Source organism: Microbacterium festucae (assembly GCF_025421715.1).
Taxonomy (GTDB): Bacteria; Actinomycetota; Actinomycetes; order Actinomycetales; family Microbacteriaceae; genus Microbacterium; species Microbacterium festucae.
The window spans coordinates 185,036-205,580 of record NZ_JAOEFC010000004.1 but is presented as its reverse complement, the minus strand read 5'-3'; the positions used below and the strand labels follow the sequence as shown (position 1 = coordinate 205,580).

Genomic DNA, 20,545 nt, shown 5'->3' with positions numbered 1-20,545 from the left:
CGGTCGTTGAGCGAGGAGCGCAGCGACGAGTCGAAACGCACCCCCCCGCCGCGCCACGCGCTCACCGGCCGACGGTGAGCGCGGCGACGGCGGCGGCTTCGACGGCCAGGCCGGCGCGGTAGCGGTCGAGGTAGGCGGCGAACCCGGCCACGTCGGCCGGGTCGGGGTCGGCGACGGTGGTCGCGGCATCCGCGAACACCGTCTCGTCGAGGTAGGTGCTGAGGCCCCCGCCCGCCTGCGGCGAGACGAGGTAAGCGGCGAGCACGGCGATGCCCCACGCGCCGCCCTCGGAGGCGGTGTCGCCGACGGCGACGGGAGCATCGAGCGCGGCGGCGAGGAAGCGCTGGGCCACCCCGGCGGTGCGGAACATGCCCCCGTGGGCGAACATGCGGTCGAGGCCGACGCCTTCGCCGTCGAGCACCCGCATCCCGAGGGCGAGGGTGCCGAACACGCCGTAGAGCTGAGCGCGCATGACGTTGGCGAGGGTCAGCGAGCTGTCGGGCGTGCGCACGAACAGCGGCCGGCCCTCGGTGAGCCCGGCGATCGGCTCGCCGGCGAGGTGATTGTAGGCGAGCAGCCCGCCGGCGTCGGCGTCGCCGGTGAGCGCCTCGCGGAACAGCACGTCGAACACCGCGTCGCCGTCGAGGCCCGTGCCCGACGCCGCCGAGAAGCGCGTGAACAGTCCCGCCCAGGCGGCCAGCTCGCTCGCGCCGTTGTTGCAGTGCACCATCGCCACCGGGTCGCCGGCGGGCGTGGTGACGAGGTCGAGCTCGTGGTGGGTGTGCGCCAGCGGGTGCTCGAGCACGACCATCGCGAAGATGCTGGTGCCGGCGCTCACATTGCCGGTGCGCGGAGCGACCGCGTTGGTGGCGACCATGCCGGTGCCGGCATCGCCCTCGGGCGGGCAGAGCGGGATGCCGGGCTGCAGGGCCCCGGTCGGATCGAGCAGCGCGGCCCCCGCGGCGGTGAGCGCACCGGCATCCGCCCCCGCAGGGAGCACCTCGGGCAGCAGCGCGCGCAGCGGCGGGATGACGCCGGGCGCGAGGCCGTCGAAGCGGGCGACGAGGTCTTCGTCGTAGTCGACGGCCGCCGAGTCGATCGGGAACATGCCCGACGCGTCGCCGACGCCCAGCACGCGGCGTCCGGTGAGGCGCTCGTGCACGTGGCCGGCGAGGGTGGTGACGTGGGCGAGGCGGGCGATGTGCGGCTCGTCGTCGAGCACGGCCTGGCGCAGGTGCGCCACCGACCAGCGCAGCGGGATGTTCACCCCGAGCAGGTCGCTGAGCTCGGCCGCGGCGGGCCCGGTGTTCGTGTTGCGCCAGGTGCGGAAGGGCACGAGCATCTCGCCGGCCGCGTCGAAGGCGAGGTAGCCGTGCATCATCGCCGAGACGCCGATCGCGCCGAGGGTGGTCGGCGCGGCGTCGTGACGGCGCTGCGCGTCGGCGACGAGGTCGGCGTAGGCGGCCTGCAGGCCCGACCAGACGGCATCCAGTGAGTAGGTCCACAGCCGGTCGACGTACTCGTTCTCCCATTCGTGGCTGCCGACGGCCAGCACGGTGGTGGGGTCGTCGGCGGCGACGAGGCACGCCTTGATGCGCGTCGAGCCGAGCTCGATGCCGAGGGCGGTGCGTCCGGAGCGGATCAGCTCACCGGGTGCGGAAGTGGCCACGGATTCCTCCATTGGGTCGGGCGCGGTGGGAGACATGTTACCGGTAACAGAGTCGGGATGCGAGAGGGGTGCGGGCGTCGGCGGGCGGCAGGGGCGACACGGTCACGCGGGCGGCGTCCCGGGGGTGCGGGGCGGGACGGTCGAGGCGCGGGGCGGTGGGGTCGAGGCGCGGGGCGGTGCGGTCGAGGCGCGGGGCGGTGCGGTCGAGGCGCGCACCACGAGCTCGGCGGGGGCGATCGCCCGCGCCTCGTCGGAGCCGATCAGCGCCGCGATGCACGCGCGCGCCTCGCCGGCGACGTCCACGCGCACCGTGGTGAGCGCGGGGCGGTAGAACGCGGCATCCGGGTTGTCGTCGAAGCCGGTGACGCTGACGTCTTCGGGCACGCGGATGCCGGCTTCGCGGAGCCCCGCGATGAGCCCGAGCGCCATCTGGTCGTTGGCGACGACCACGGCGGTGGGGCCGGCCTCGGCGCGGACGGCGGCGGCGATCTCGGGGGCGAGGCGGGCTCCGGCGGCGGCCGACCAGTCGCCCTCCCAGCGGGGGCCGGTGGCGCCGAGGGCGGCGAGCGCGGCGGTGACGCCCTCTCCGCGCAGGGTCGCCTCCTGCCAGCGCGCGGGGCCGGCGAGGTGCGCGACGCGGCGGTGCCCGAGGGCGGCGAGATGCTCGACGGCGAGCGCGGCGGCCTGCTGCTGGGTGCCCTCGCCCGTCGCGGCGTGGAGCGTGACGACCGGCACGCCGTGCGCGATCTCGCCGATGCGCGGCAGGGTCGACACGTGCGGGGCGACCACGACGATGCCGTCGACGCCCTGCGCGCGCAGGTGCCGCACGGCGTCGTCGACCTCGTCGATGCGCGACGCGTCGATGTGGGCGGTCGAGATCCAGCGGCCTGCGGCCCGGGCGGCCGCCTCGAGCGCGGCGATACCGGCCGCCGGACCGAACAGCCCCGAGTCGCTCGCGACGACGCCGATCGTGCGGGTCGTGGCCGTGCCGAGCGCGCGGGCGGCGTTGTTGACGACGTAGCCGAGTTCGGCGATCGAGCGCAGCACGCGCTCGCGCGTCTCGTCGCGCACGTGCGGGTGCGCGTTGAGCACGCGCGAGACCGTCTGCGACGACACCCCGGCGTGGGTGGCGACCTCGCGCACCCCGATGCGGGCGTCCTGGCTCATGCGACCTCCGCAGTCAGGCTAGCGCCCCCCGGCATCGGCCTCGCCGGCGCGCCATCGGTCGGGGCGGTGGGGCGCGGCGCGCCATCCGTCGGGGCGGTGGGGCGCGTGTGACCTCGGACGCCACAGGAGACACCACCAGCACCACCGGTCGGACCGATGGTCACGAGCGCGGGGGCGCCGGAGCGGGGCCGGGGGGCGCCTCGCGGGCGGGCCATCGGCCTCGCCGGCGCGCCATCGGTCGGGGCGGTGAGGCACCTGTGGCCTCGGGCGCCACGGGAGACACCACCAGCACCACCGCCCCGACCGATGGTCACGGGCGCGGGGCCAGGCGCGGCGCGCCGGGGCGGGGCCGGGACGGGGCCGGGGCGGGGCCGGGGCGGGGCAGGCCCCGGGGCGCCGGGGCGGGGCGGGGGCGCCGCACGCGCGGGCCAGCGGCCTCGCCGGCGCACCATCCGTCGGGGCGGTGGGGCGCCTGTGGCCTCGGGCGCCACGGGAGACACCACCAGCACCACCGGTCCGACGGATGGTCACGAGCGCCGGACCGACCGATGGTCACGGCGCGGGGCCGGGGTCGGGCCGGGGCCGACGGGGCCGGGCCGGGCGCGGGGCCGGGGCCGACGGGGCCGGGCCGGGCGCGGGGCCGGGGCCGACGGGGCCGGGCCGGGCGCGGGGCCGGGGCCGACGGGGCCGGGCCGGGCGCGGGGCCGGAGGCCCCGGGGCGTGGCAGGGTGGGGGCATGCGCATCGCGGTCACGGGGTCATCGGGCAAGCTCGGCACGGTCGTCGTCCGGGAGTTGAGGGCGGCGGGGCACGAGGTCATCGGGCTCGACGTGGCCGGCACCCGGGGGTTCGGGTTCGTGCAGACCGACCTCACCGACTACGGGCAGGTGATCGACGCCCTCACCTCGGTGCAGGACCGGCACGACGGGGTCGACGCCCTCGTGCACCTGGCCGCGATCCCGGCGCCGGGGATCCGGCCCGACGTGGCCGTGTTCCACAACAACATCGCGGCGACCTTCAACGTGTTCTGGGCGGCGGTGCGCCTGGGCATCACCAAGATCGTCTACGCGTCGAGCGAGACCGTGCAGGGGCTGCCGTTCGACGTGCCGCCGCCGTACGTGCCCGTCGACGAGGCCTACCCGGCTCGCCCCGAGTCGGTGTACTCGCTGGTCAAGCACCTCGAAGAGACGATGGCCGTCGAGCTCGTGCGCTGGCACCCCGACACCTCGATCACCGCGCTGCGCTTCTCAAACGTCATGGTGCCCGGGGACTACGCCGAGTTCCCCGACTTCGACGCCGACGCCCGGCGCCGCAAGTGGAACCTCTGGTCGTACATCGACGCCCGCGACGGCGCCCAGGCCGTGCTGCGGGCGCTGCAGTCGGCCCCCGCGGGCTTCGACCACTTCCTCATCGCCGCGGCCGACACCGTCATGTCGCGCCCCAACGCGGAGCTGGTGGCCGAGGTCTTCCCGGGCGTCGAGGTGCGCGGCGACCTGGGCGTGCACGACTCGCTGTTCTCCACCGAGAAGGCGCGCCGCCTGCTCGGCTACGCGCCGCAGCACTCCTGGCGCGACGAGGACTGACCCGCCTCAGCGGCGGGCGATCGTCGACCCGCGGATGACCAGCCGCACCGGCAGGTGGTGCACGCCCTCGCCGATGTCGACCCCGTCGATGGCGTCGAACACGCGCTGCGCGGCCTGACGCCCGAGCTGCTGCAGGTTGGCGTCGACGCTGGTGAGCTCGGGGCGCGCGTTGGTGGCCAGCAGCTCCCAGTTGTCGTAGCCGATCACGGCGAGGTCTTCGGGCACCGCGCGGCCGAGGTCGCGGGCGGTGTCGAGCACTCCACGGGCGATCTGGTCGGAGCCGCAGAAGATCGCGTCGATGTCCGGATGCCGCTGCAACAGCATCGCCGCCGCGTCGCGGCCCCACTGCTCGGTCCACGCGGAGAACAGGGGCTCGCCCACCAGGTCGAGCCCGGCCGCGGTCAGCGCCGCCCGCGCCCCGGCGAGGCGGTCTTGCGCGGCGGCATACGACGGGTCGCCCGAGATGTGGGCGATGCGCGTGCGCCCGCACGCCAGCAGGTGCTCGACGGCCAGGCGCCCGCCGCTGTAGTTGTCGGGGGTGAGCGACAGGTCGCGGGGGTCGTCGGAGGGCGCGTAGGCGTAGACGACCGGCACCGGCAGGTCTTGCCCGAGCGACGGGCGGGGGTCGGTCTGCCGACCCACGACGATGATGCCGTCGACGCGGCGCCCGAGGAGGGCCTTGAGGTGGTGCTGCTCGCGGATGGCGTCGCCGCGCGCGTCGCACAGGAAGACGCTCACCTGCCCCGAGCCGAAGGCGTCTTCGGCGCCCATGAGGATCGGCAGCATGAAGCGACCTTCGAGGTCGCTGGTGAGAAGGCCGACCGTGCCGGTGCGCCCGGCCAGCAGGCCGCGGGCCATCGCGTTGGGCGTGAACGAGAGCGCCTGGGCGGCGTCGAGCACGCGGCGGCGGGTGTCGGCGGCGACGTCGTCGCGGCCGTTCAGGGCCTTGGAGGCGGTCGCGATCGACACGCCTGCACGCCTGGCCACATCGCTCAGCGTCGTCGCCCGTGATTCGGAACTCACCCGACCTCCCTCTCGTAAACGGTATCGCGTTGACCTCTTGACGACACCGTAGCCCTTTCGCTACGTTGCCGAAAAGGGTTTCGGGCTTTTCGCCCACCCGGTCCCGCGCACCCGGTCTCAGCACACCGGGTCGCTCAACGAAGAGCAAGAGGAGTCACAGCATGACCATCCACCGACGCCGTGGGCTGCGGGCCCTGACCGCGGTCGCCGCCGCGACGGCACTGATCACCCTCGCCGGCTGCGCCGGCGGCGGAGCCACCCCCGCCCCGGCCGAATCCATCGGCCCCGAGGGGGTCGACGACGGCACGACACTCACCCTGTGGACGCGCGCGCCGCTCGAGAAGCAGGCCAACCTGCTGGTCGACGCCTACAACGCCAGCCACGAGAACCAGGTCGAGCTCACCGTCGTGCCCAACGACGACTACGTCGCCAAGGTCGGCGCCGCCGCCGGCTCGGGCGGGCTCCCCGACCTGTTCGCCGCCGACATCGTCTACGTGCCCAACTGGGTGGAGCAGGGACTGTTCCAGGACATCTCGACCCAGATCGACGCGCTCGACTTCAAGGACCAGATCAACAAGGGCCACCTGTCGGCCGGCACCAGCGACGGCCAGGAGCACGTGCTGCCGTTCGTGCTCGACCTGTCGATGATGTTCTGGAACAAGGAGCTGTTCACCGAGGCCGGCCTCGACCCCGAGAAGGCCCCGGCCGACCTCGCCGAGTTCGCCGACGCCGCCAAGAAGATCCAGGCGCTGAACAAGCCCGGTGTCTACGGCACCGCCACCGGCCTCAACTGCGGCGGATGCCTGGTGTTCACCTGGTTCCCGACCGTGTGGGCCGACGGCGAAGAGGTGCTCAGCGACGACGGCACCGAGTCGCTGCTGGCCGGCGACTCCGCGAAGGAGGTCTACGACACCTGGCGCGACCTGTGGGAGTCGGGCGCGGTGCTGCCCTCGTCGCAGGACGAGGCCGGCCCCACCTGGACGGCGGGCTTCACCGAGGGCAACGTCGGGCTGATGTTCTACCCGGCGACGCTGCTGTCGTCCACCCCGTTCGAGGCCGGCGTGGCCGGCATCCCGGGCCCCGGCGGCGGCGCGTCGACGTTCGTCGGCGGTGACGGCATCGGCATCTCGAAGGACTCGAAGAAGTCGCCGCAGGCGTGGAACTTCCTCAACTGGATGATGTCGGAGGAGGCGCAGGTGCAGGTGCTCGCCAAGAACAACGACGTCGTCTCGCGCGCCGACTTCGCCGACAACGAGTACGCCGCGAAGGACCCGCGTCTGGTGACCATCAACGAGGTCGCCGGTCAGGGCGACACCCCGGTGGCGCTGAACTTCCAGCAGGCGTTCAACGCTCCCGGCAGCCCGTGGCTGACGCTCGTGCGCAACGCGGTGCTGCAGGGCACCGACACCGTCGACGAGGACAACGAGGGCATCACCGCGATCCTCCAGCAGTGATCGCGCGCCGGGTGGGCGCGCCCGCGTCCACCCGGCATCTCTCCTCCCCGTTCGTCAGAAAGGCCCGCCATGACCGTCGATGCTCCCCCGCGCGCGAGCACCGTCCGCCCCCGCCCCGCCCGCACGCGGCGCTCCCGTCGCACCCGCCGCGAGGCGCTGCAGGGGTGGGCGTACGCCGCCCCGACGCTGCTGTTCGTCGTGTTCGTGTTCGTCGTGCCGCTGCTGCTGGTCGTGCAGATGTCGGCATCCGACTGGCCGCTGCTGGCGGGCAACCGCGGCTGGAACTTCCCCGAGAACTACGACAAGGCGCTCACCCATCGCCTGTTCTGGGACTCGATCGGCTTCACCGTGAAGTACACGGTGATCACCACGGTCATCCTCATCGGCCTGGGCCTGGGGCTCGCCCTGCTCGTGCAGGAGTCGACCCGCTGGAAGGCGATCCTGCGCACCTCGTTCCTCGTGCCCAGCGCGCTGGGTCTGGCCTCGGCATCCCTGCTGTTCTACGTGCTCTACTCCCCCTATGCGGGCCCGTTCGCCGAGCTCATGCAGTCGTGGGGCTTCACCTTCCTCGGCACCCCCGACGGCGCCCTCTGGTCGACGGTGTTCCTCATCGTCTGGCGCTACGCCGGCTTCTACATGCTGCTGATGCTGGTGGGCCTGCAGGGCATCCCCGACGACGTCTACGAAGCGGCCCGCATCGACGGCGCCTCGCGCTGGCAGACCTTCCGCGACGTGACGGTGCCGCTGCTGAAGCCCACCTTCGCCCTCACGATCGTGATGTGCGTGACCGGGTCGCTGCTCGCGTTCGAGCAGTTCTACATCCTCACCAAGGGCGGCCCCGACAACTCCACGATGACCGTGGTGCAGCTCATCTACAGCGTCGCCTTCCAGGGCCAGAACGACCTCGGCGTCGCCGGCGCCCTCTCGGTGATCGTGCTGCTGGCCCTCATCGTCATCAACGTCTTCCAACTGCGCGCGTTCCGCCGCGACGAGAGCTGAACCATGACCCTGCAGACCTCCGCCCCCGACGAGATCCTCCACGTCGACACGCCCCGCGCCCGGCCCGGCCGCAGCACCGCGGGCCGCATCGTGCTCGGGATGCCGTATTGGCTGCTGACCACGGCGCTGGCGATCCTGTTCCTCTACCCGCTCATCTGGACGGCGGTCTCGTCGGTGCAGGGGCGGGCCGGCACCAGCCAGCCCTCCGGCTGGGGCCTGGGCAACTACATCGCGCTGGCGAACTACCAGGCGGGCATCTGGGTGTACCTGGGCAACTCGCTGTTCGTGTCGCTGCTGACGGTGGTGCTCACCCTGTTCGTGTCGCTGCTGGGCGGCTACGCGTTCGCGCGGTTCCGCTTCCCGGGCAAGAACGTGCTGTTCCTCACGACGCTGGCGATCCTCATGGTGCCCTACGCGACGCTGCTCATCCCGCTGTACGTGCTGCTGAACAGCGTCGGCCTCAGCAACTCGCTGGTGGGCGTGGCGATCGTGCTGACGATGTTCCAGCTGCCGTTCTCGATGTTCATGATGCGCATCTCGTTCGAGTCGATCCCGCGCGAGCTCGACGAGGCCGCCCTCGTCGACGGCAGCTCCACGTGGACGGCGCTGTGGCGGGTGCTGCTGCCGGCGGTGAAGCCGGGCCTGGTCACGGTGGGGCTGTTCGCCTTCCTCGCCGCGTGGAACGACTTCATGGCGCCCCTCATCCTCATCACCGACACCAACCGCATGACGCTGCCGCTGGCCGTGTCCAACCTGCGCGTGCAGGTGCAGGGCGTCATCGACTACGGCGCCACCGAGGCCGGCGTCGTGGTGCTCGCCCTCCCCTGCATCCTGCTGTTCCTCGTCCTCCAGCGTCACTACGTCCGCGGCTTCATGTCCGGCGCCTTCAAGGGGTGAACATGTCTTCCCGTTCCGTTCCCGTCTCCCCCTCCCGCGGCTCGCTGCGGCCGCTCGGTCTCGACGAGGTGCGCATCACCGGCGGCTTCTGGGCCGACCGGCAGCGCGTGAACGCGGCCGCGACCCTGCCGCACATCGAGGGCAAGCTCGAGTCGGAGGGCTGGCTGCCCAACTTCGACCTCGCCGCGGCGGGCACGCTGCCCGCCGGCCGCCGGGGCCGGGAGTTCTCCGACTCCGAGGTCTACAAGTACCTCGAGGCGGTCGCCTGGCAGCTGGGCCGGTCGACGGATGCCGCACTCGAGGCGCGCTTCCGCGCGGTCGCCCGGCGGGTCGCCGCCGCGCAGGAGCCCGACGGCTACCTCAACACCCGTTTCGGCCGCCCGGGGCAGGAGCCCCGCTGGTCGGACCTGGAGTGGGGGCACGAGCTGTACTGCCTGGGGCACCTGTTCCAGGCCGCCGTCGCCCGGGAGCGCACGCGGCCGGGCGCCGATGACGGCCTGCTGGCGGTGGCCGTGCGCGCCGCCGACCTCGTCTGCGACGTGTTCGACGACGGCGGCATCGAGTCGGTGTGCGGGCATGCTGAGGTCGAGGTGGGCCTCGCCGAACTGGCGCGGGTCACCGGGTCGCCGCGGCACGCCCGCATGGCGCGGCTGTTCATCCAGCGGCGCGGCCACCAGAGCCTGCGCGACATCGAGTGGGGCCGCTCGTACTACCAGGACGACGTGCCGGTGCGGCAGGCCGAGGTGCTGCGCGGGCATGCCGTGCGCGCGAACTATCTGTCGGCGGGCGCGGTGGATGTGGCCGTGGATGCCGGCGACGACGAGCTGCTGCGGGCCCTCCGCGCGCAGTGGGCGCGCACCGTCGCCACCCGCACCTATCTCACCGGCGGGCAGGGCTCGCACCACCAGGACGAGGCGTTCGGCGACGACTTCGAGCTGCCCAGCGACCGCGCCTACTCCGAGACGTGCGCGGGCATCGGCTCGATCATGTTCAGCTGGCGGCTGCTGCTGGCGGGGGAAGCTGCGACGGATGCCGGTGGCGACGCCGCCGGGTACGCCGACCTCATCGAGCGCACCCTCTACAACGTGGTGGCCACCTCGCCCAGCCACGACGGCCGCGCCTTCTACTACGCCAACACGCTGCACCAGCGGGTGGCCCGTCGGCCCGCCGACCCCGAGCAGACCTCGCCGCGTGCGTCGGCGTCGCTGCGGGCGCCGTGGTTCGACGTGTCGTGCTGCCCGCCCAACGTGGCGCGCACCCTGGCCAGCCTCGACGCCTACCTCGCCACGGCCGATGCCGACGGCATCCAGCTGCACCAGTACGCGCCGGCGACCCTCGCCACCACCCTCGACGACGGGCGCGCGATCGGCCTCGAGATCGACACCGCCTACCCGGCGTCGGGCCTCGTGCGCGTGCGGGTGACGTCAGACGCCGACGCGGCGTGGACTCTGTCGCTGCGCGTGCCCGCGTGGGCCGCCGGCGCGGTGCTCACCGAGCCCGACGGCGCCACCCGCGAGGTCGCCCCGGGGACGGCGACGGTGCGGCGCGCGTTCCGGGCGGGCGACGTCGTGCAGCTGGCGCTGCCGGTGGCGCCGCGCATCACGCGCCCCGACCCGCGCATCGACGCGGTGCGCGGGTGCGTCGCGATCGAGCGCGGCCCCGAGGTGCTGGCGCTGGAGTCGGTGGACTTCCCGGCCTCCGGGCCCGCCGACGTCGACGGCCTGGCCGTCGAGGGAGAGCCGGTCGAGCGGGACGGGCGGGTGTGGGTGCGGGTGCACCCGGTCGGCTCCGCCGCCCCCGACTGGCCCTACGGGGCCGAGGTCGCCGCGCCCGACGCGCACGCCGTCGAGGTGCCTCTCGTGGCCTACCACGACTGGGCGGGCCGGGGCCCGTCGACGATGCGCGTCTGGATTCCCGAGCGGGCCTGACCGCCGGCGCGAACGCGCGAGCGACGGGCGGCCCGGCGCTACGGCGTCGGGCCGGTGGCCACGGGGCGGCCCGGGTGGTTCGACCACTGGCTCCACGAGCCGGGGTAGAGCGCGGCGTCGATGCCGGCCAGCCGCAGCGCGAGCACCGCGTGGGCCGCCGAGACGCCCGATCCGCAGTACACGCCGACCGGCCCGGCGTCGCCGAGCCCCGCGAACCGCTCCCGCAGCGACGCCGGGTCGAGGAAGCGCCCGGCCGCGTCGACGCTCTCGGCGGTGGGCGCGCTGCGCGCCCCGGGAATGTGACCGGCGCGCGGGTCGATCGGCTCGACCTCGCCCCGGTAGCGCTCCCCCGCGCGCACGTCGAGCAGCGTGCCGGCGGCCGGGAGGGCGGCCGCCTCGTCGATCGTCAGCTGCCGCAGACCCCCGGCGCCGAGGGTGATCGCGCCCGGCTCCGGCACGACGTCGCCCGCGTCCAGCGGCAGGCCGGCGGCCCGCCAGGCGGCCAGCCCGCCGTCGAGCACGCGCACCGTCGCCCCGGCATCCGTCAGCTGCCACCACGCCCGCGACGACCCGTACATCTGCCAGTCGTCGTAGACCACGACGGTGTCGCCGTCGTGCAGGCCCCAGCGCCGGGCGGCGGCCTGCAGCTCGGCGGTGGCCGGCAGCGGATGCCGTCCGTCGGCGGGCGCGCCGTGGGCGGCCAACTCGTCGTCGAGGCTGACGTAGACCGCCGTCGGGATGTGGCCGACCTCGTAGGCGGGGCGGCCGTCGGGCTCGGGCAGGCTCCAGCGCACATCCAGCACGCGCACGGTGCCGGCGGCGATCAGGTCGGCGAGCTCGCGAGGGTCGATCAGGTCGGGGGCGCTCATCCTCCGAGGCTACGCCCCGCACCGGCGCCCGGCCGGGCACAGCGGGCGCCGCGGCACGCCGCGCACGCGCAAGGGCGGCGCCGAGGCCGAAGCCCCGGCGCCGCCCCACGGGTGACTGGAGTGTCAGTCGCCCAGGATGCCGCCGACGAGGTCGTCGACATCAGACGACACGTCACCCACGAGGTCGCCCACCTCGGTGCCGATGTCGTTGGTCAGGTCGCCCACCTCGGCGCCGATGTCGCCGACGCCCACGTCGGTGCCGTTGCCCACGCTGGGCGCGACCTCGGTGCCATTGGCGACCTCGTTGCCGCTGGCGACGTCATTGCCCGAGCCGATCGGGGCCTCGACGCTCGTGTCATTGCCCGAGCCGATCGGGGCGCTCACATCGTTGCCCGAGCCGATGGGGGTCTCGTTGCCCGAGCCGATCGGGCCGGAGAGGATGTCACCGGTCGACACGTCGCCCAGCAGCGGTCCCTCGACGAGGCTGCTGCCGTTGCCGATCTGCGTGTCGCCGCCGGTCACGTCACCCGACTGGGCGTCGATGACATCGTGGATCCACGCCTGGAACGCGTCGACCGAAGCGTCGGCGTCGGTCCACGACGAGATGTCGGTCGCCGACGACGAGGTGGTGGTGGTGTGGTCGCTGTCATCGGCCATCGCCGGCAGCGCGAAGCCCGCCGAGAGGGCGACGGCGCCGAGGCCCGCCGTGCCGAAGATCGCTGCTCGCTTCAGGTTGGTACGCATGTCTGTCTTCCTTCCTTCCGTGGGCGTTTGCCGCACATCAGGAGGTCCGGAGCGGGCGGCGGATCGGATGGGTCGTCGGCCGCGGATCGGCCCGGATCGCCCCGGCCGCGGCCACCGGCATCCGCGTCACGACGCCGATCGCGCCGGTTTCCTGAAGATTCCCTGAGAGGGTGGGATCCGGCGCGATCGGGTGCGGTCAGGCGATGGCGGTGCGGCGGGTGAGGTCGGGATCGCGCGGGGGCACGGCCCACGAGACGACCGCGATCGCCAGAGGCAGTCCCACGCCGAGCAGCAGCAGCCAGGGCCACGGCAGATCGCTCAGCGTCGGCGGACTCCACGACGCGGACGAGGCGAGGATCACTCCCCACACCGGCAGGATGCCGGCGGCCGCGCCGGTGAGCGCGCCCATGCCCGCGATGATCGCCGCCTGCCAGAACGCGATGCCGCGGCGCAGCCCGCGGCTGCCGCCGACCGCCGCGAGCGTGGCGTCGTCGGGGCGCCGTTCGACGCGGGCCAGCCCCAGCGCCACACCGGAGGCTCCCACCACGAGGGTCGCGGTGGCCCCGAGGATGAGCCACAGCCACGGCGCGGTGTCGGGCGGGCCCTGCTCGAGGGCCACCCACATCGAGTACTCGGCATCGGTGCGCCACATGTTGTCGAGGTCGGCACGGAGGGCGTCGACGTCGGTCGCCACGGCCGTCTGCGGGTAGGCGGCGACGGTGGTCCAGGCCACCGGCACCAGTCCCAGCTCGGCGGCGCGATCGGGCGAGACGAGCACCCGCCACGGCGGCGGCGTCGACACCGGCACCGCGACGGTCGCGATCGCCTCGGTGCCGAGCGCCCGCGGCGGCGCGTTCCCCGGCGAGCTGAAGAAGCTCTCCACGTCTCCTACGCGGTAGCGGTTCAGCACGACCGCCCCGTCGGCGTCGAGGAAGTCGCTGTCGATGACGACGGCGGCGCCCTCGTCGAACGCGGTGCGCACGGCATCCGGCACGCTGCGGCCGATGACGAGGTCGAGGTCATCGGGCTCGACGATCCCCATCGCCTGCGCCTTCCCCCAGGCCGCGTCGGTGACGGCCACGCAGCGCGCCGGCCCGCCCGTCTCGTCGTCGCAGGGCACGAACTGCTGCAGCTGCGGTGCCACGAAGGTGTCCTGCGGGTTGACCAGCGTGCCCGACTCGTCGTAGCGCATCGGCACGTCTGCCGTGCGCACCGTGGCGGTGCGCTCGGGCTCGGTGCGGGCGAGCATCGACTCGCCCTTCCGCTCCCCGGCAGCCAGCCCCTCAGGGGTCGCGGGGCCGTCGCCGATCCAGTAGCCGCTCAGGGCCACGGTGCCCACCGGCGCCTGGTAAAACCATCCGCGCTCGCTGGCGCCCATCGACGCCGCGACGCCCGACAGGGCCGCCGACGCCAAGAAGGCGACAGCCGCGATGGCGGCGAAGGCGGGCACGACCCGGCCCGGGTGGGCGGCGGCGTCGCGGCTGGCGATGCGCGGTGCGAGACCGATGCGCGCCAGCGGCCGCGCCACCTGCGTGAGCAGCCAGTGCCCGGCGAGGATGACGCCCAGCTGCAGCAGCAGCGGCCCCGACACGACGCCGATGACGCAGACGGTGAGCAGCGGATGGGACCAGTCGACATTCACACCGGAGGTGAGGGTGGCCAGCGCGAGCCCGCACACGGCGGTGACGGCGACGCCGACGACCATGAACAGGGTGCCCCACAGCGGCCGCGAGGTGCGCACCCGCACCGGGCGCCGGGCGCCGCGCAGCGCCGCGATCACCTCGCCCTTGGTCGCGGCACGGGCCGGAGCCACGGCGGCGAGCGTGCCGACGGCCACGGCGAACGCGACGACGCCCGCCAGCGCACCCCACGGCAGGTGCAGGCCCCAGTACGACCCGACGGCGCCGTCGTCGAGCAGCTGCAGGAACAGCACGCCCAGTCCGATGCCCGCAGCCGCGCCGACCGCGCCGCCGGCGAGTCCCAGCACGGTGCCCTGCAGCAGCACGATGCGGAACACGTCGCGCCGACCGGCACCCACACTGGCGGCCACGGCGAGCGCGCGCTGCTGGCGGCGGGCGCTCACCGAGAAGGCCGCGCCGGCGAGAAGGATCACGAGGTAGGCGCAGAACACGGCGACGGCGGCCACGAGCGCGCCGATCGACCACGCCACCCCGTCCTGCCCGTAGACGGGCGCCGAGCGGTCACCGGGGTCGGTGTAGAGCGCACGGTCGAGCGCGACCAGCCCCTGCACGTTGAGGGCGTCGACCTCGGATGCCGTCAGCCCGGCCTCCGGCAGGTACCAGCGCGTCTGGGTGATGTCGGCCTGCAGCGCGCGGAACGGGTCGGCGCCCGGCAGGAACACCGTCGCCGTGGCATCCGGGTTCTCGGCCTTCTTCAGCACGCCGGTGATCTTCAGCGTCGCGGCCGGGTCGGTGAGCACGAGCTCGTCGCCCACCGCGGCGCCGAGGCGTTCGAGGGCGCCCGGCGACACCATCGCCTCGCCGGGGCCGGATGCCGCGGTGCCGGCGAGCAGTTCGAACCGGCCCCGCAGCGATGCGTCGCCGGCCGGGCCGACGACCCCGGCCATCGGCGCGATGCCGGTGCGGGTCTGCGCGGTCACCGAGGCGGTGCCGATCTCGAGCGCGCCGGCGGGCACGAGGTCGGCGGCGTCGTCGCGGAGGGGCTGCACCGTGTTGACGGGTTCGCCGCTGTCGCGCCGGTCGATCTCGACCCACGTCGGATAGTCGAAGTACTGGCGCGCCGAGGGGTCGGGGCCGCCCCACACGGCCACCCACGCCTGCGACTGCCCGAGCTCGGCGGTGAGGGTCTCGTCGGTGGTGGGCACGTGCCCGAAGCCGAACACGATGCCGCCCGAGACGAGGGCCATCGGCAGGGCGATGAGGCTCGCGACCAGGGCGCTCGACCCGCGCGAGCGCCACACCTGCCGGCGGGCGAGGCGCAGGTCGGCGCGCAGCCGCGCCCACCGCGACCTGCCGCTGTCGTCGAGGCCGCTCATCGGGCGACCAGCAGCGACTCGGCGCCCTCGCGGCGCGACTGGTCGACGATGCGCCCGTCGCGGAGGAAGACGATGCGGTCGGCCCAGGCCGCGTGCCGCGCCTCATGGGTGACGAGGATGCCGGCGGCGCCCTGGTCGATGCGCGAGCGGATCATCTTCATGACCGCCTCGCCGGTGACCGAGTCGAGGGCGCCGGTGGGCTCGTCGGCGAGGATCAGGCGGCGCCCACCCACCACCGCCCGGGCGATGGCGACCCGCTGCTGCTGACCGCCCGAGAGGTCGTCGGGGTAGGACTCGAGCTTGGCCTCCAGGCCCACCGACGCGAGCGCATCCCGACCCGCACGGCGCGCTGCGCGGGCTCGGAAGCCGTCGAGCTCCAGCGGCAGCGTCACGTTCTCGAGAGCCGTGAGGGTCGGGATGAGATTGAAGTCCTGGAAGACGAAGCCGAGCGACCGGCGGCGCAGCGCCGCCAGTTCGCGCGACGACGCGGTCGACAGGTAGGTGCCCTCGACGACGACCTCGCCGGTCGTGGGCTTCTGCAGGCCACCGGCGATCGAGAGCAGGGTCGACTTGCCCGACCCCGACGCGCCCATGATCGCGACCAGTTCGCCGCGTTCGACGGTGAGGTCGACGCCGCTGAGGGCCGAGACCGCCGTGGCGCCCTCGCCATACTGCTGGGTCACGCCGACCAGCTGGAGGATCGCGCTCACGCCTCGACCTCGACCTTCGCCGGGCGGCCGCGTTTGGGCTTGTCGGTCGACAGCTCCAGCGCCATGGCGTGCTGCGGATGCAGCGCCAGTCGCTGCTCGGTGTGGTCGAGCCAGCGGATCTCGGCCTCGGCCTGGAAGATCATCGAGTCGACCACCAGTGACCAGGCCAGCTCCTCGGGGCCGTCGGGGTTCGTGCCCGCGTACTTGGCCCGGTTGAGCTCCTGCAGCTGCCGCAGCGACGCGATGCGCTGGGTCTGGATCACCTCGGCGACATCGACGCCGGGAAGGGTCGCGGCGACGGCGAGCTTGATGGCCAGTTCGTCGCGCGTGCCGCCGGAGCGCTCCACCGGCGACGACAGCCACGCCCGCACCTCGGCGGAACCGGCATCCGTGATCTGCCAGTAGACGTGGCCCTGCTCGTCGACATCGCCCTTGGCGACCAGGCCGTCGCGTTCGAGCCGGTCGAGCGTGCTGTAGATCTGACCGACGTTCAGCGGCCAGGTCGACCCGGTGCGGCGGTCGAACTCCGACCGCAGCTGGTAGCCGTAGCAGGCTCCCTGATCGAGAATCGCCAACAGGCTCTGTCGCACCGACATGTGCACTCCGTTTCGTCCGCATACCGAGTATGTGTTTACTGAGTATATGCATACTCGGGATGCATTGTGTGCATGCGATGCGGCCGATGCCGTCCTCTCGCGGCGGATGCCGTCCTCTCGGGGGGGGATGCCGTCCTATCGGGGCGGATGCCGTCCTATCGTGGAGGCATGGCGGACAGACGCGATGCCACCGACCCCCGCGCCGCGACTCGGGACGCGCGCATCGAGGCGCTGCGCTATCGCGCGGCCCAGGCCGCCGGCCCGGAGCACGAGGTCGGCGAGTCGTCGCATCCGGACGCTCCCCCGGCGACGCCCAGCGCGCACGACCGGGCGATGTACGTCGAGACGGCGATCCAGCAGGCCATCCGGCGCGGCGACTTCGACGACCTGCCCGGCGCGGGCAAGCCCCTCGAGGGCCTCGGCGACCACCACGACCCCGACTGGTGGATCCGCCGTAAGATCCAGACCGAGCAGCTCACCGGGCTCGGTCCCCCGGCGCTCACGCTGCGCACCGAGCACGCCGAGTTCGCCGAGCGCGTCGACGCGCTGCGCCGCGAGGACGACGTGCGCGACTACGTCGACGACTTCAACCGCCGCGTGATCGAGGCCCGCCGCCAGCTGCAGGGCGGCCCGCCCGTGGTCACCCCCACCCACGACGTCGAGGCCGAGGTCGCCGCCTGGCGCGCGCGCCGCGCCGCCGCCCCCGCGCCCGAGCCGGGGCCCGAGCCCGGGCCCCGGCGCTGGTGGCGCCGCCGCGGGTGAGGGCGGCTGGGGCTGGAGGCGTTCAGCGCTGGACATTCCCCCGAGTGAACGACCTACCGCCGAGTACACCACCTAAACACCGTGCGGATGCCGTTCACTCGGCGCTACCTCGTGCACTCGGCGCGCAGGGCGCTCCGCGAGCGGCGCCCGACACGCCCGCATCCGGACTCAAGCTCGACGCCACACCCACACCCACACCCACACCCACCAGGCAGTATTCCCATCCCCGAGTGAACGACCTACCGCCGAGTACACGACCTAGACACCGTGCGGATGCCGTTCACTCGGCGCTACCTCGTGCACTCGGCGACCGAGGGCGCCCAGAAGGCGGCACCTCGCATCCGGCGCCCCGCACCCCGGCACCCGAACCCGAGCCGCACGCCCCGGCACCCGGACCCGAGCTCGACGCCCCCCGCGCACACTCACCACGCGGCATCACCATCCCCGAGTGAACGACCTACCGCCGAGTACACGACCTAAACACCGTGCGGATGCCGTTCACTCGGCGCTACCTCGTGCACTCGGCGACCGAGGCACGCGCTCGCGCACTCGGCGACCGAAGCACGCGCCCGGCACTCGGCGACCGAAGCACGCCGCCCGGCACTCGGTGCCCGAGGCGCGCACCCCCGACCCCCAGCACTCCCGACCCCCAGCACCCCCGACCCCCAGCACCGACCCCCAGCACCCACCGCCTCAGCGGCGGGCGGCGAGGAGGGCGGCGAGCTGCTCGAGCTGGGTCTCGTCTTCGAGGGCTGAGCCGACGGCGACCACCCGCACCCCGGCGTCGAGGAAGGCGCCGGCGTTGCCGGCATCCATGCCGCCGGTCGCGATGAAGCGCGCCTGGGGGAACGGTCCGCGGATGTGGCGGAACCAGTCGGCGCCGAGCCATTGGGCGGGGAAGGCCTTGAGCCAGGTGAGGCCGAGGGCCACGGCCTGCTGCACCTCGGAGGGGGTCGCGACCCCGGGCAGGATCGGGATGCCGGCGGCCTGGGCCGCCCGCACGACGTCGGGGTCGAGCCCCGGCGAGACGAGGTATCCGGCACCGGCCTCGGCGGCGACGGCCACCTGCTCGGGGGCGATGATCGTGCCGGCGCCCACCACGGCGCCGCGGTCGCGGCCCAGCCGCACCACCTCGCGGAGGGCGTCGACGTCGGCGGGCGACTGCAGGGTGACCTCGACCGAGTCCAGGCCCAGGTCCCACGCGGTGGTCGCCACGCGCGCGGCGCGCTCGACGCCCGCCGAGCGGAGGATCGCCATCAGCGGCGATCCCGCGAAGGTCTGCTCGAAGAACGGCGCGGTATCGGTCACGGGAGCATCTCGCTTTCGGTGTCGGCGATGAGGTCGGGCACATCGCCGGTGGTCTGCAGGGTGAGGGCGGCGCGGGCGTGCCCGGCGGCCAGGCGGTCTTCGGCGGGGGCGCCCGACAGGCGCGCGGCCAGGTAGCCGCCTGCGAACGCGTCGCCGGCTCCCACCGGCTCGACGACCTCGACGACGGCGGATGCCACGAACGTCTCGCCCGCCGCCTCGTACACGGTCGCGCCGATCTCGCCGTCTTTGACGACCAGCTCGGGCACCGCCGGCAGCATGCTGCGCACGTCGGCGGCGGTGGCGATGCCCCACAGGGTCTCGGCCTCGTCGCGTCCGACGAAGACGATGTCGGCGCGGCGCGCGAGGCCCAGGAGCACCGGTGCGGCGGCCTCGGCCGACCACAGTGCCGCGCGGTGGTTGACGTCGAAGCTCACCGGGATGCCCGCCGCGCGGGCGCGCTCGATGAGCCGGTCGAGGAAGACGGGCGCGGTGCCGCCCAGCGCGGCGGTGATGCCGGAGACGTGCACGACGGCGACGCCTTCCAGGTCGACGGCGTCGGCATCACCGGCATCGAGGTGCGATGCCGCCGACCCGTCGCGGTAGTAGTGCACGCCGCGGCCCGGGTCTTTCACGTACAGGCCGGTGCGGTGGGCGGGGTCGACGACCACCGCACCGATGTCGATGCCGCGGGCGGCCAGCTGCCCGGCCACGCGGCGGCCGAGCGCGTCGTCGCCGAGCCGGCTGAACCAGCGGGCCGGATGACCGAGGGCGGCCACGTGGCCGGCCACGTTGGACTCCGCCCCGCCGGCGTCGACCCGGAACACGTCGGCGGTGTCGACGGGGGCGGCCGTCAGCGGCGTGATCATCGCCATCGTCTCGCCGGCGGCGAGCAGGATGCCGGTCACGCGAGGTCGGTGATGGGTGCCGGATCCATGTCGTCGAACGTCTGGTTCTCGCCCGCCATGGCCCACACGAACGAGTATGCCGCAGTCCCCACACCCGAGTGCAGCGACCAGCTCGGCGAGATGATCGCCTGACGGTCGGCCACGATGAGGTGGCGGGTCTCCTCGCGCTCACCCATGAGGTGCACGACCCGCGCGTCGGCGGGCACGTCGAAGTAGAGGTAGCACTCCGTGCGACGGTCGTGGGTGTGCGCCGGCATCGTGTTCCACATCGAGCCGGGGTGCAGCTGGGTGACGCCCATGACGATCTGGCAGCTCTTGACACCGTTCTCGTGGATGTACTGGTTGAGGGTGCGGCGGTTGCTCGTGAGCTGGTCGCCGAGCTCGCGCACCGTGCCCTCGCCCGGGCGCACGAGCTGGGTGGGGTAGTCGGTGTGGGCGGGAGCCGAGAACAGGTAGAACTGCGCGCCGGCCGAGCCCTCGGCATCCGCGAACGACACGCTCTCGACGCCGCGACCGAGATAGAGGCACGCGCCCTTCTCGAGCTCGTGGCTCTCACCGTCGGCGGCGACGATGCCGGTGCCGCCGACGTTGATCACTCCGAGCTCGCGGTGCTCGAGGAAGTAGTCGCTGCGGATCTCGGGGTAGCCGCCGAGGTGCAGGATCTCGCCGGCGGGCACGGCGCCGCCGAGCACGACCCGGTCGTGGTGGGTGTAGGTGAGGCGGATCTCGCCCGGCGCGAAGACGTCGTCGATCAGGTAGGTCTCGCGCAGCTCGGCGGTGGTCATGCCGGGGATCTGCGCGGGGTTGGTGGCGTAACGCTGCGGGATGGATGCGCTGCTCATGATGCTCCTTGCGTGTCGTGCGTGTCGTGCGGTGTCGTGCGGTGTCGTGCGGTGTCGTGCGGTGTCGTGCGGGT

Annotated in this window: 17 protein-coding genes; 6 read left to right on the top strand and 11 right to left on the bottom strand. The window is 73.7% G+C overall.

Annotated elements, in window-relative coordinates:
- Positions 1-61: 61 nt before the first annotated feature.
- Both N3K63_RS13725 and N3K63_RS13720 read right to left on the bottom strand, forming a co-directional pair.
- The gene (locus tag N3K63_RS13725; RefSeq protein WP_390895275.1) at positions 62-1,681 is read right to left on the bottom strand and encodes a xylulokinase; all 1,620 of its coding nucleotides are present in this window, start codon (positions 1,679-1,681) and stop codon (positions 62-64) included.
- Between the two features lie 90 nt (positions 1,682-1,771).
- Positions 1,772-2,836: a LacI family DNA-binding transcriptional regulator gene (locus N3K63_RS13720; protein ID WP_261580758.1), complete on the bottom strand. Its 1,065-nt coding sequence runs from the start codon at positions 2,834-2,836 to the stop codon at positions 1,772-1,774.
- 736 nt (positions 2,837-3,572) lie between these two features.
- On the opposite strand from N3K63_RS13720, the gene N3K63_RS13715 reads away from it, so the two are divergent.
- Positions 3,573-4,418 carry an NAD-dependent epimerase/dehydratase family protein gene (locus N3K63_RS13715; protein ID WP_261580757.1) on the top strand — a complete coding sequence of 282 codons (846 nt, stop codon included), beginning with the start codon at positions 3,573-3,575 and terminating at the stop codon, positions 4,416-4,418.
- A 6-nt stretch (positions 4,419-4,424) separates the two neighbouring features.
- Here the strand turns inward: N3K63_RS13715 and N3K63_RS13710 are convergent, their stop codons facing one another.
- On the bottom strand, positions 4,425-5,441 hold the full coding sequence (locus tag N3K63_RS13710) for a LacI family DNA-binding transcriptional regulator (protein ID WP_261580756.1): 1,017 nt from the start codon (positions 5,439-5,441) through the stop codon (positions 4,425-4,427).
- 161 nt (positions 5,442-5,602) lie between these two features.
- On the opposite strand from N3K63_RS13710, the gene N3K63_RS13705 reads away from it, so the two are divergent.
- From N3K63_RS13705 to N3K63_RS13690, 4 genes are all read left to right on the top strand, one after another.
- Positions 5,603-6,895: an ABC transporter substrate-binding protein gene (locus N3K63_RS13705; protein ID WP_261580755.1), complete on the top strand. Its 1,293-nt coding sequence runs from the start codon at positions 5,603-5,605 to the stop codon at positions 6,893-6,895.
- A gap of 69 nt (positions 6,896-6,964) precedes the next feature.
- Positions 6,965-7,894 carry a carbohydrate ABC transporter permease gene (locus tag N3K63_RS13700; RefSeq protein WP_261580754.1) on the top strand — a complete coding sequence of 310 codons (930 nt, stop codon included), beginning with the start codon at positions 6,965-6,967 and terminating at the stop codon, positions 7,892-7,894.
- A 3-nt stretch (positions 7,895-7,897) separates the two neighbouring features.
- Positions 7,898-8,791, top strand: a complete 894-nt coding sequence (locus N3K63_RS13695) for a carbohydrate ABC transporter permease (RefSeq protein ID WP_261580753.1) — start codon at positions 7,898-7,900, stop codon at positions 8,789-8,791.
- Positions 8,792-8,793: 2 nt separating this feature from the next.
- Positions 8,794-10,719, top strand: coding sequence for a glycoside hydrolase family 127 protein (locus N3K63_RS13690; protein ID WP_261580752.1), 1,926 nt, complete (start codon positions 8,794-8,796; stop codon positions 10,717-10,719).
- Positions 10,720-10,757: 38 nt separating this feature from the next.
- Here the strand turns inward: N3K63_RS13690 and N3K63_RS13685 are convergent, their stop codons facing one another.
- The 5 genes from N3K63_RS13685 to N3K63_RS13665 form a co-directional block, all read right to left on the bottom strand.
- Positions 10,758-11,588 (bottom strand): sulfurtransferase, encoded by an 831-nt coding sequence (locus tag N3K63_RS13685; RefSeq protein WP_261580751.1) that lies wholly within the window; start codon positions 11,586-11,588, stop codon positions 10,758-10,760.
- 123 nt (positions 11,589-11,711) lie between these two features.
- The gene (locus N3K63_RS13680; protein ID WP_261580750.1) at positions 11,712-12,332 is read right to left on the bottom strand and encodes a hypothetical protein; all 621 of its coding nucleotides are present in this window, start codon (positions 12,330-12,332) and stop codon (positions 11,712-11,714) included.
- Between the two features lie 196 nt (positions 12,333-12,528).
- Positions 12,529-15,348, bottom strand: a complete 2,820-nt coding sequence (locus N3K63_RS13675) for an FtsX-like permease family protein (RefSeq protein ID WP_261580749.1) — start codon at positions 15,346-15,348, stop codon at positions 12,529-12,531.
- Positions 15,345-16,058, bottom strand: coding sequence for an ABC transporter ATP-binding protein (locus N3K63_RS13670; RefSeq protein ID WP_261580748.1), 714 nt, complete (start codon positions 16,056-16,058; stop codon positions 15,345-15,347). Before N3K63_RS13670 ends, N3K63_RS13675 begins: the two co-directional genes overlap by 4 nt.
- On the bottom strand, positions 16,055-16,654 hold the full coding sequence (locus N3K63_RS13665; protein ID WP_261580747.1) for a PadR family transcriptional regulator: 600 nt from the start codon (positions 16,652-16,654) through the stop codon (positions 16,055-16,057). The genes N3K63_RS13670 and N3K63_RS13665 overlap by 4 nt, the downstream gene beginning before the upstream one ends.
- Positions 16,655-16,822: 168 nt before the next feature.
- Here N3K63_RS13665 and N3K63_RS13660 point away from each other — a divergent pair, with 168 nt between their 5' ends.
- Positions 16,823-17,416, top strand: a complete 594-nt coding sequence (locus tag N3K63_RS13660; protein WP_261580746.1) for a DnaJ family domain-containing protein — start codon at positions 16,823-16,825, stop codon at positions 17,414-17,416.
- A 693-nt stretch (positions 17,417-18,109) separates the two neighbouring features.
- Here the strand turns inward: N3K63_RS13660 and N3K63_RS13655 are convergent.
- From N3K63_RS13655 to kduI, 3 genes are read right to left on the bottom strand one after another with little or no spacing between them, the layout of a single operon-like run.
- A complete protein-coding gene (locus tag N3K63_RS13655; RefSeq protein ID WP_261580745.1) occupies positions 18,110-18,724 on the bottom strand; it encodes a bifunctional 4-hydroxy-2-oxoglutarate aldolase/2-dehydro-3-deoxy-phosphogluconate aldolase in 615 nt (204 codons plus the stop codon).
- Positions 18,721-19,629, bottom strand: coding sequence for a sugar kinase (locus tag N3K63_RS13650; RefSeq protein WP_261580744.1), 909 nt, complete (start codon positions 19,627-19,629; stop codon positions 18,721-18,723). Before N3K63_RS13650 ends, N3K63_RS13655 begins: the two co-directional genes overlap by 4 nt.
- Entirely contained in the window at positions 19,626-20,471 is an 846-nt protein-coding gene (gene kduI / locus N3K63_RS13645; RefSeq protein ID WP_261580743.1) for a 5-dehydro-4-deoxy-D-glucuronate isomerase, read from the bottom strand. The genes N3K63_RS13650 and kduI overlap by 4 nt, the downstream gene beginning before the upstream one ends.
- Between the last annotated feature and the right edge of the window lie 74 nt (positions 20,472-20,545).

Excerpts from the sequence above, each read along its gene's own strand:
- N3K63_RS13725 (WP_390895275.1), bottom strand. The coding sequence starts at position 1,681 with ATGGAGGAATCCGTGGCCACTTCCGCACCCGGTGAGCTGATCCGCTCC.
- N3K63_RS13720 (WP_261580758.1), bottom strand. The coding sequence starts at position 2,836 with ATGAGCCAGGACGCCCGCATCGGGGTGCGCGAGGTCGCCACCCACGCC.
- N3K63_RS13715 (WP_261580757.1), top strand. The coding sequence starts at position 3,573 with ATGCGCATCGCGGTCACGGGGTCATCGGGCAAGCTCGGCACGGTCGTC.
- N3K63_RS13705 (WP_261580755.1), top strand. The coding sequence starts at position 5,603 with ATGACCATCCACCGACGCCGTGGGCTGCGGGCCCTGACCGCGGTCGCC.
- N3K63_RS13700 (WP_261580754.1), top strand. The coding sequence starts at position 6,965 with ATGACCGTCGATGCTCCCCCGCGCGCGAGCACCGTCCGCCCCCGCCCC.
- N3K63_RS13695 (WP_261580753.1), top strand. The coding sequence starts at position 7,898 with ATGACCCTGCAGACCTCCGCCCCCGACGAGATCCTCCACGTCGACACG.
- N3K63_RS13690 (WP_261580752.1), top strand. The coding sequence starts at position 8,794 with ATGTCTTCCCGTTCCGTTCCCGTCTCCCCCTCCCGCGGCTCGCTGCGG.
- N3K63_RS13685 (WP_261580751.1), bottom strand. The coding sequence starts at position 11,588 with ATGAGCGCCCCCGACCTGATCGACCCTCGCGAGCTCGCCGACCTGATC.
- N3K63_RS13680 (WP_261580750.1), bottom strand. The coding sequence starts at position 12,332 with ATGCGTACCAACCTGAAGCGAGCAGCGATCTTCGGCACGGCGGGCCTC.
- N3K63_RS13675 (WP_261580749.1), bottom strand. The coding sequence starts at position 15,348 with ATGAGCGGCCTCGACGACAGCGGCAGGTCGCGGTGGGCGCGGCTGCGC.
- N3K63_RS13665 (WP_261580747.1), bottom strand. The coding sequence starts at position 16,654 with ATGTCGGTGCGACAGAGCCTGTTGGCGATTCTCGATCAGGGAGCCTGC.
- N3K63_RS13660 (WP_261580746.1), top strand. The coding sequence starts at position 16,823 with ATGGCGGACAGACGCGATGCCACCGACCCCCGCGCCGCGACTCGGGAC.
- kduI (WP_261580743.1), bottom strand. The coding sequence starts at position 20,471 with ATGAGCAGCGCATCCATCCCGCAGCGTTACGCCACCAACCCCGCGCAG.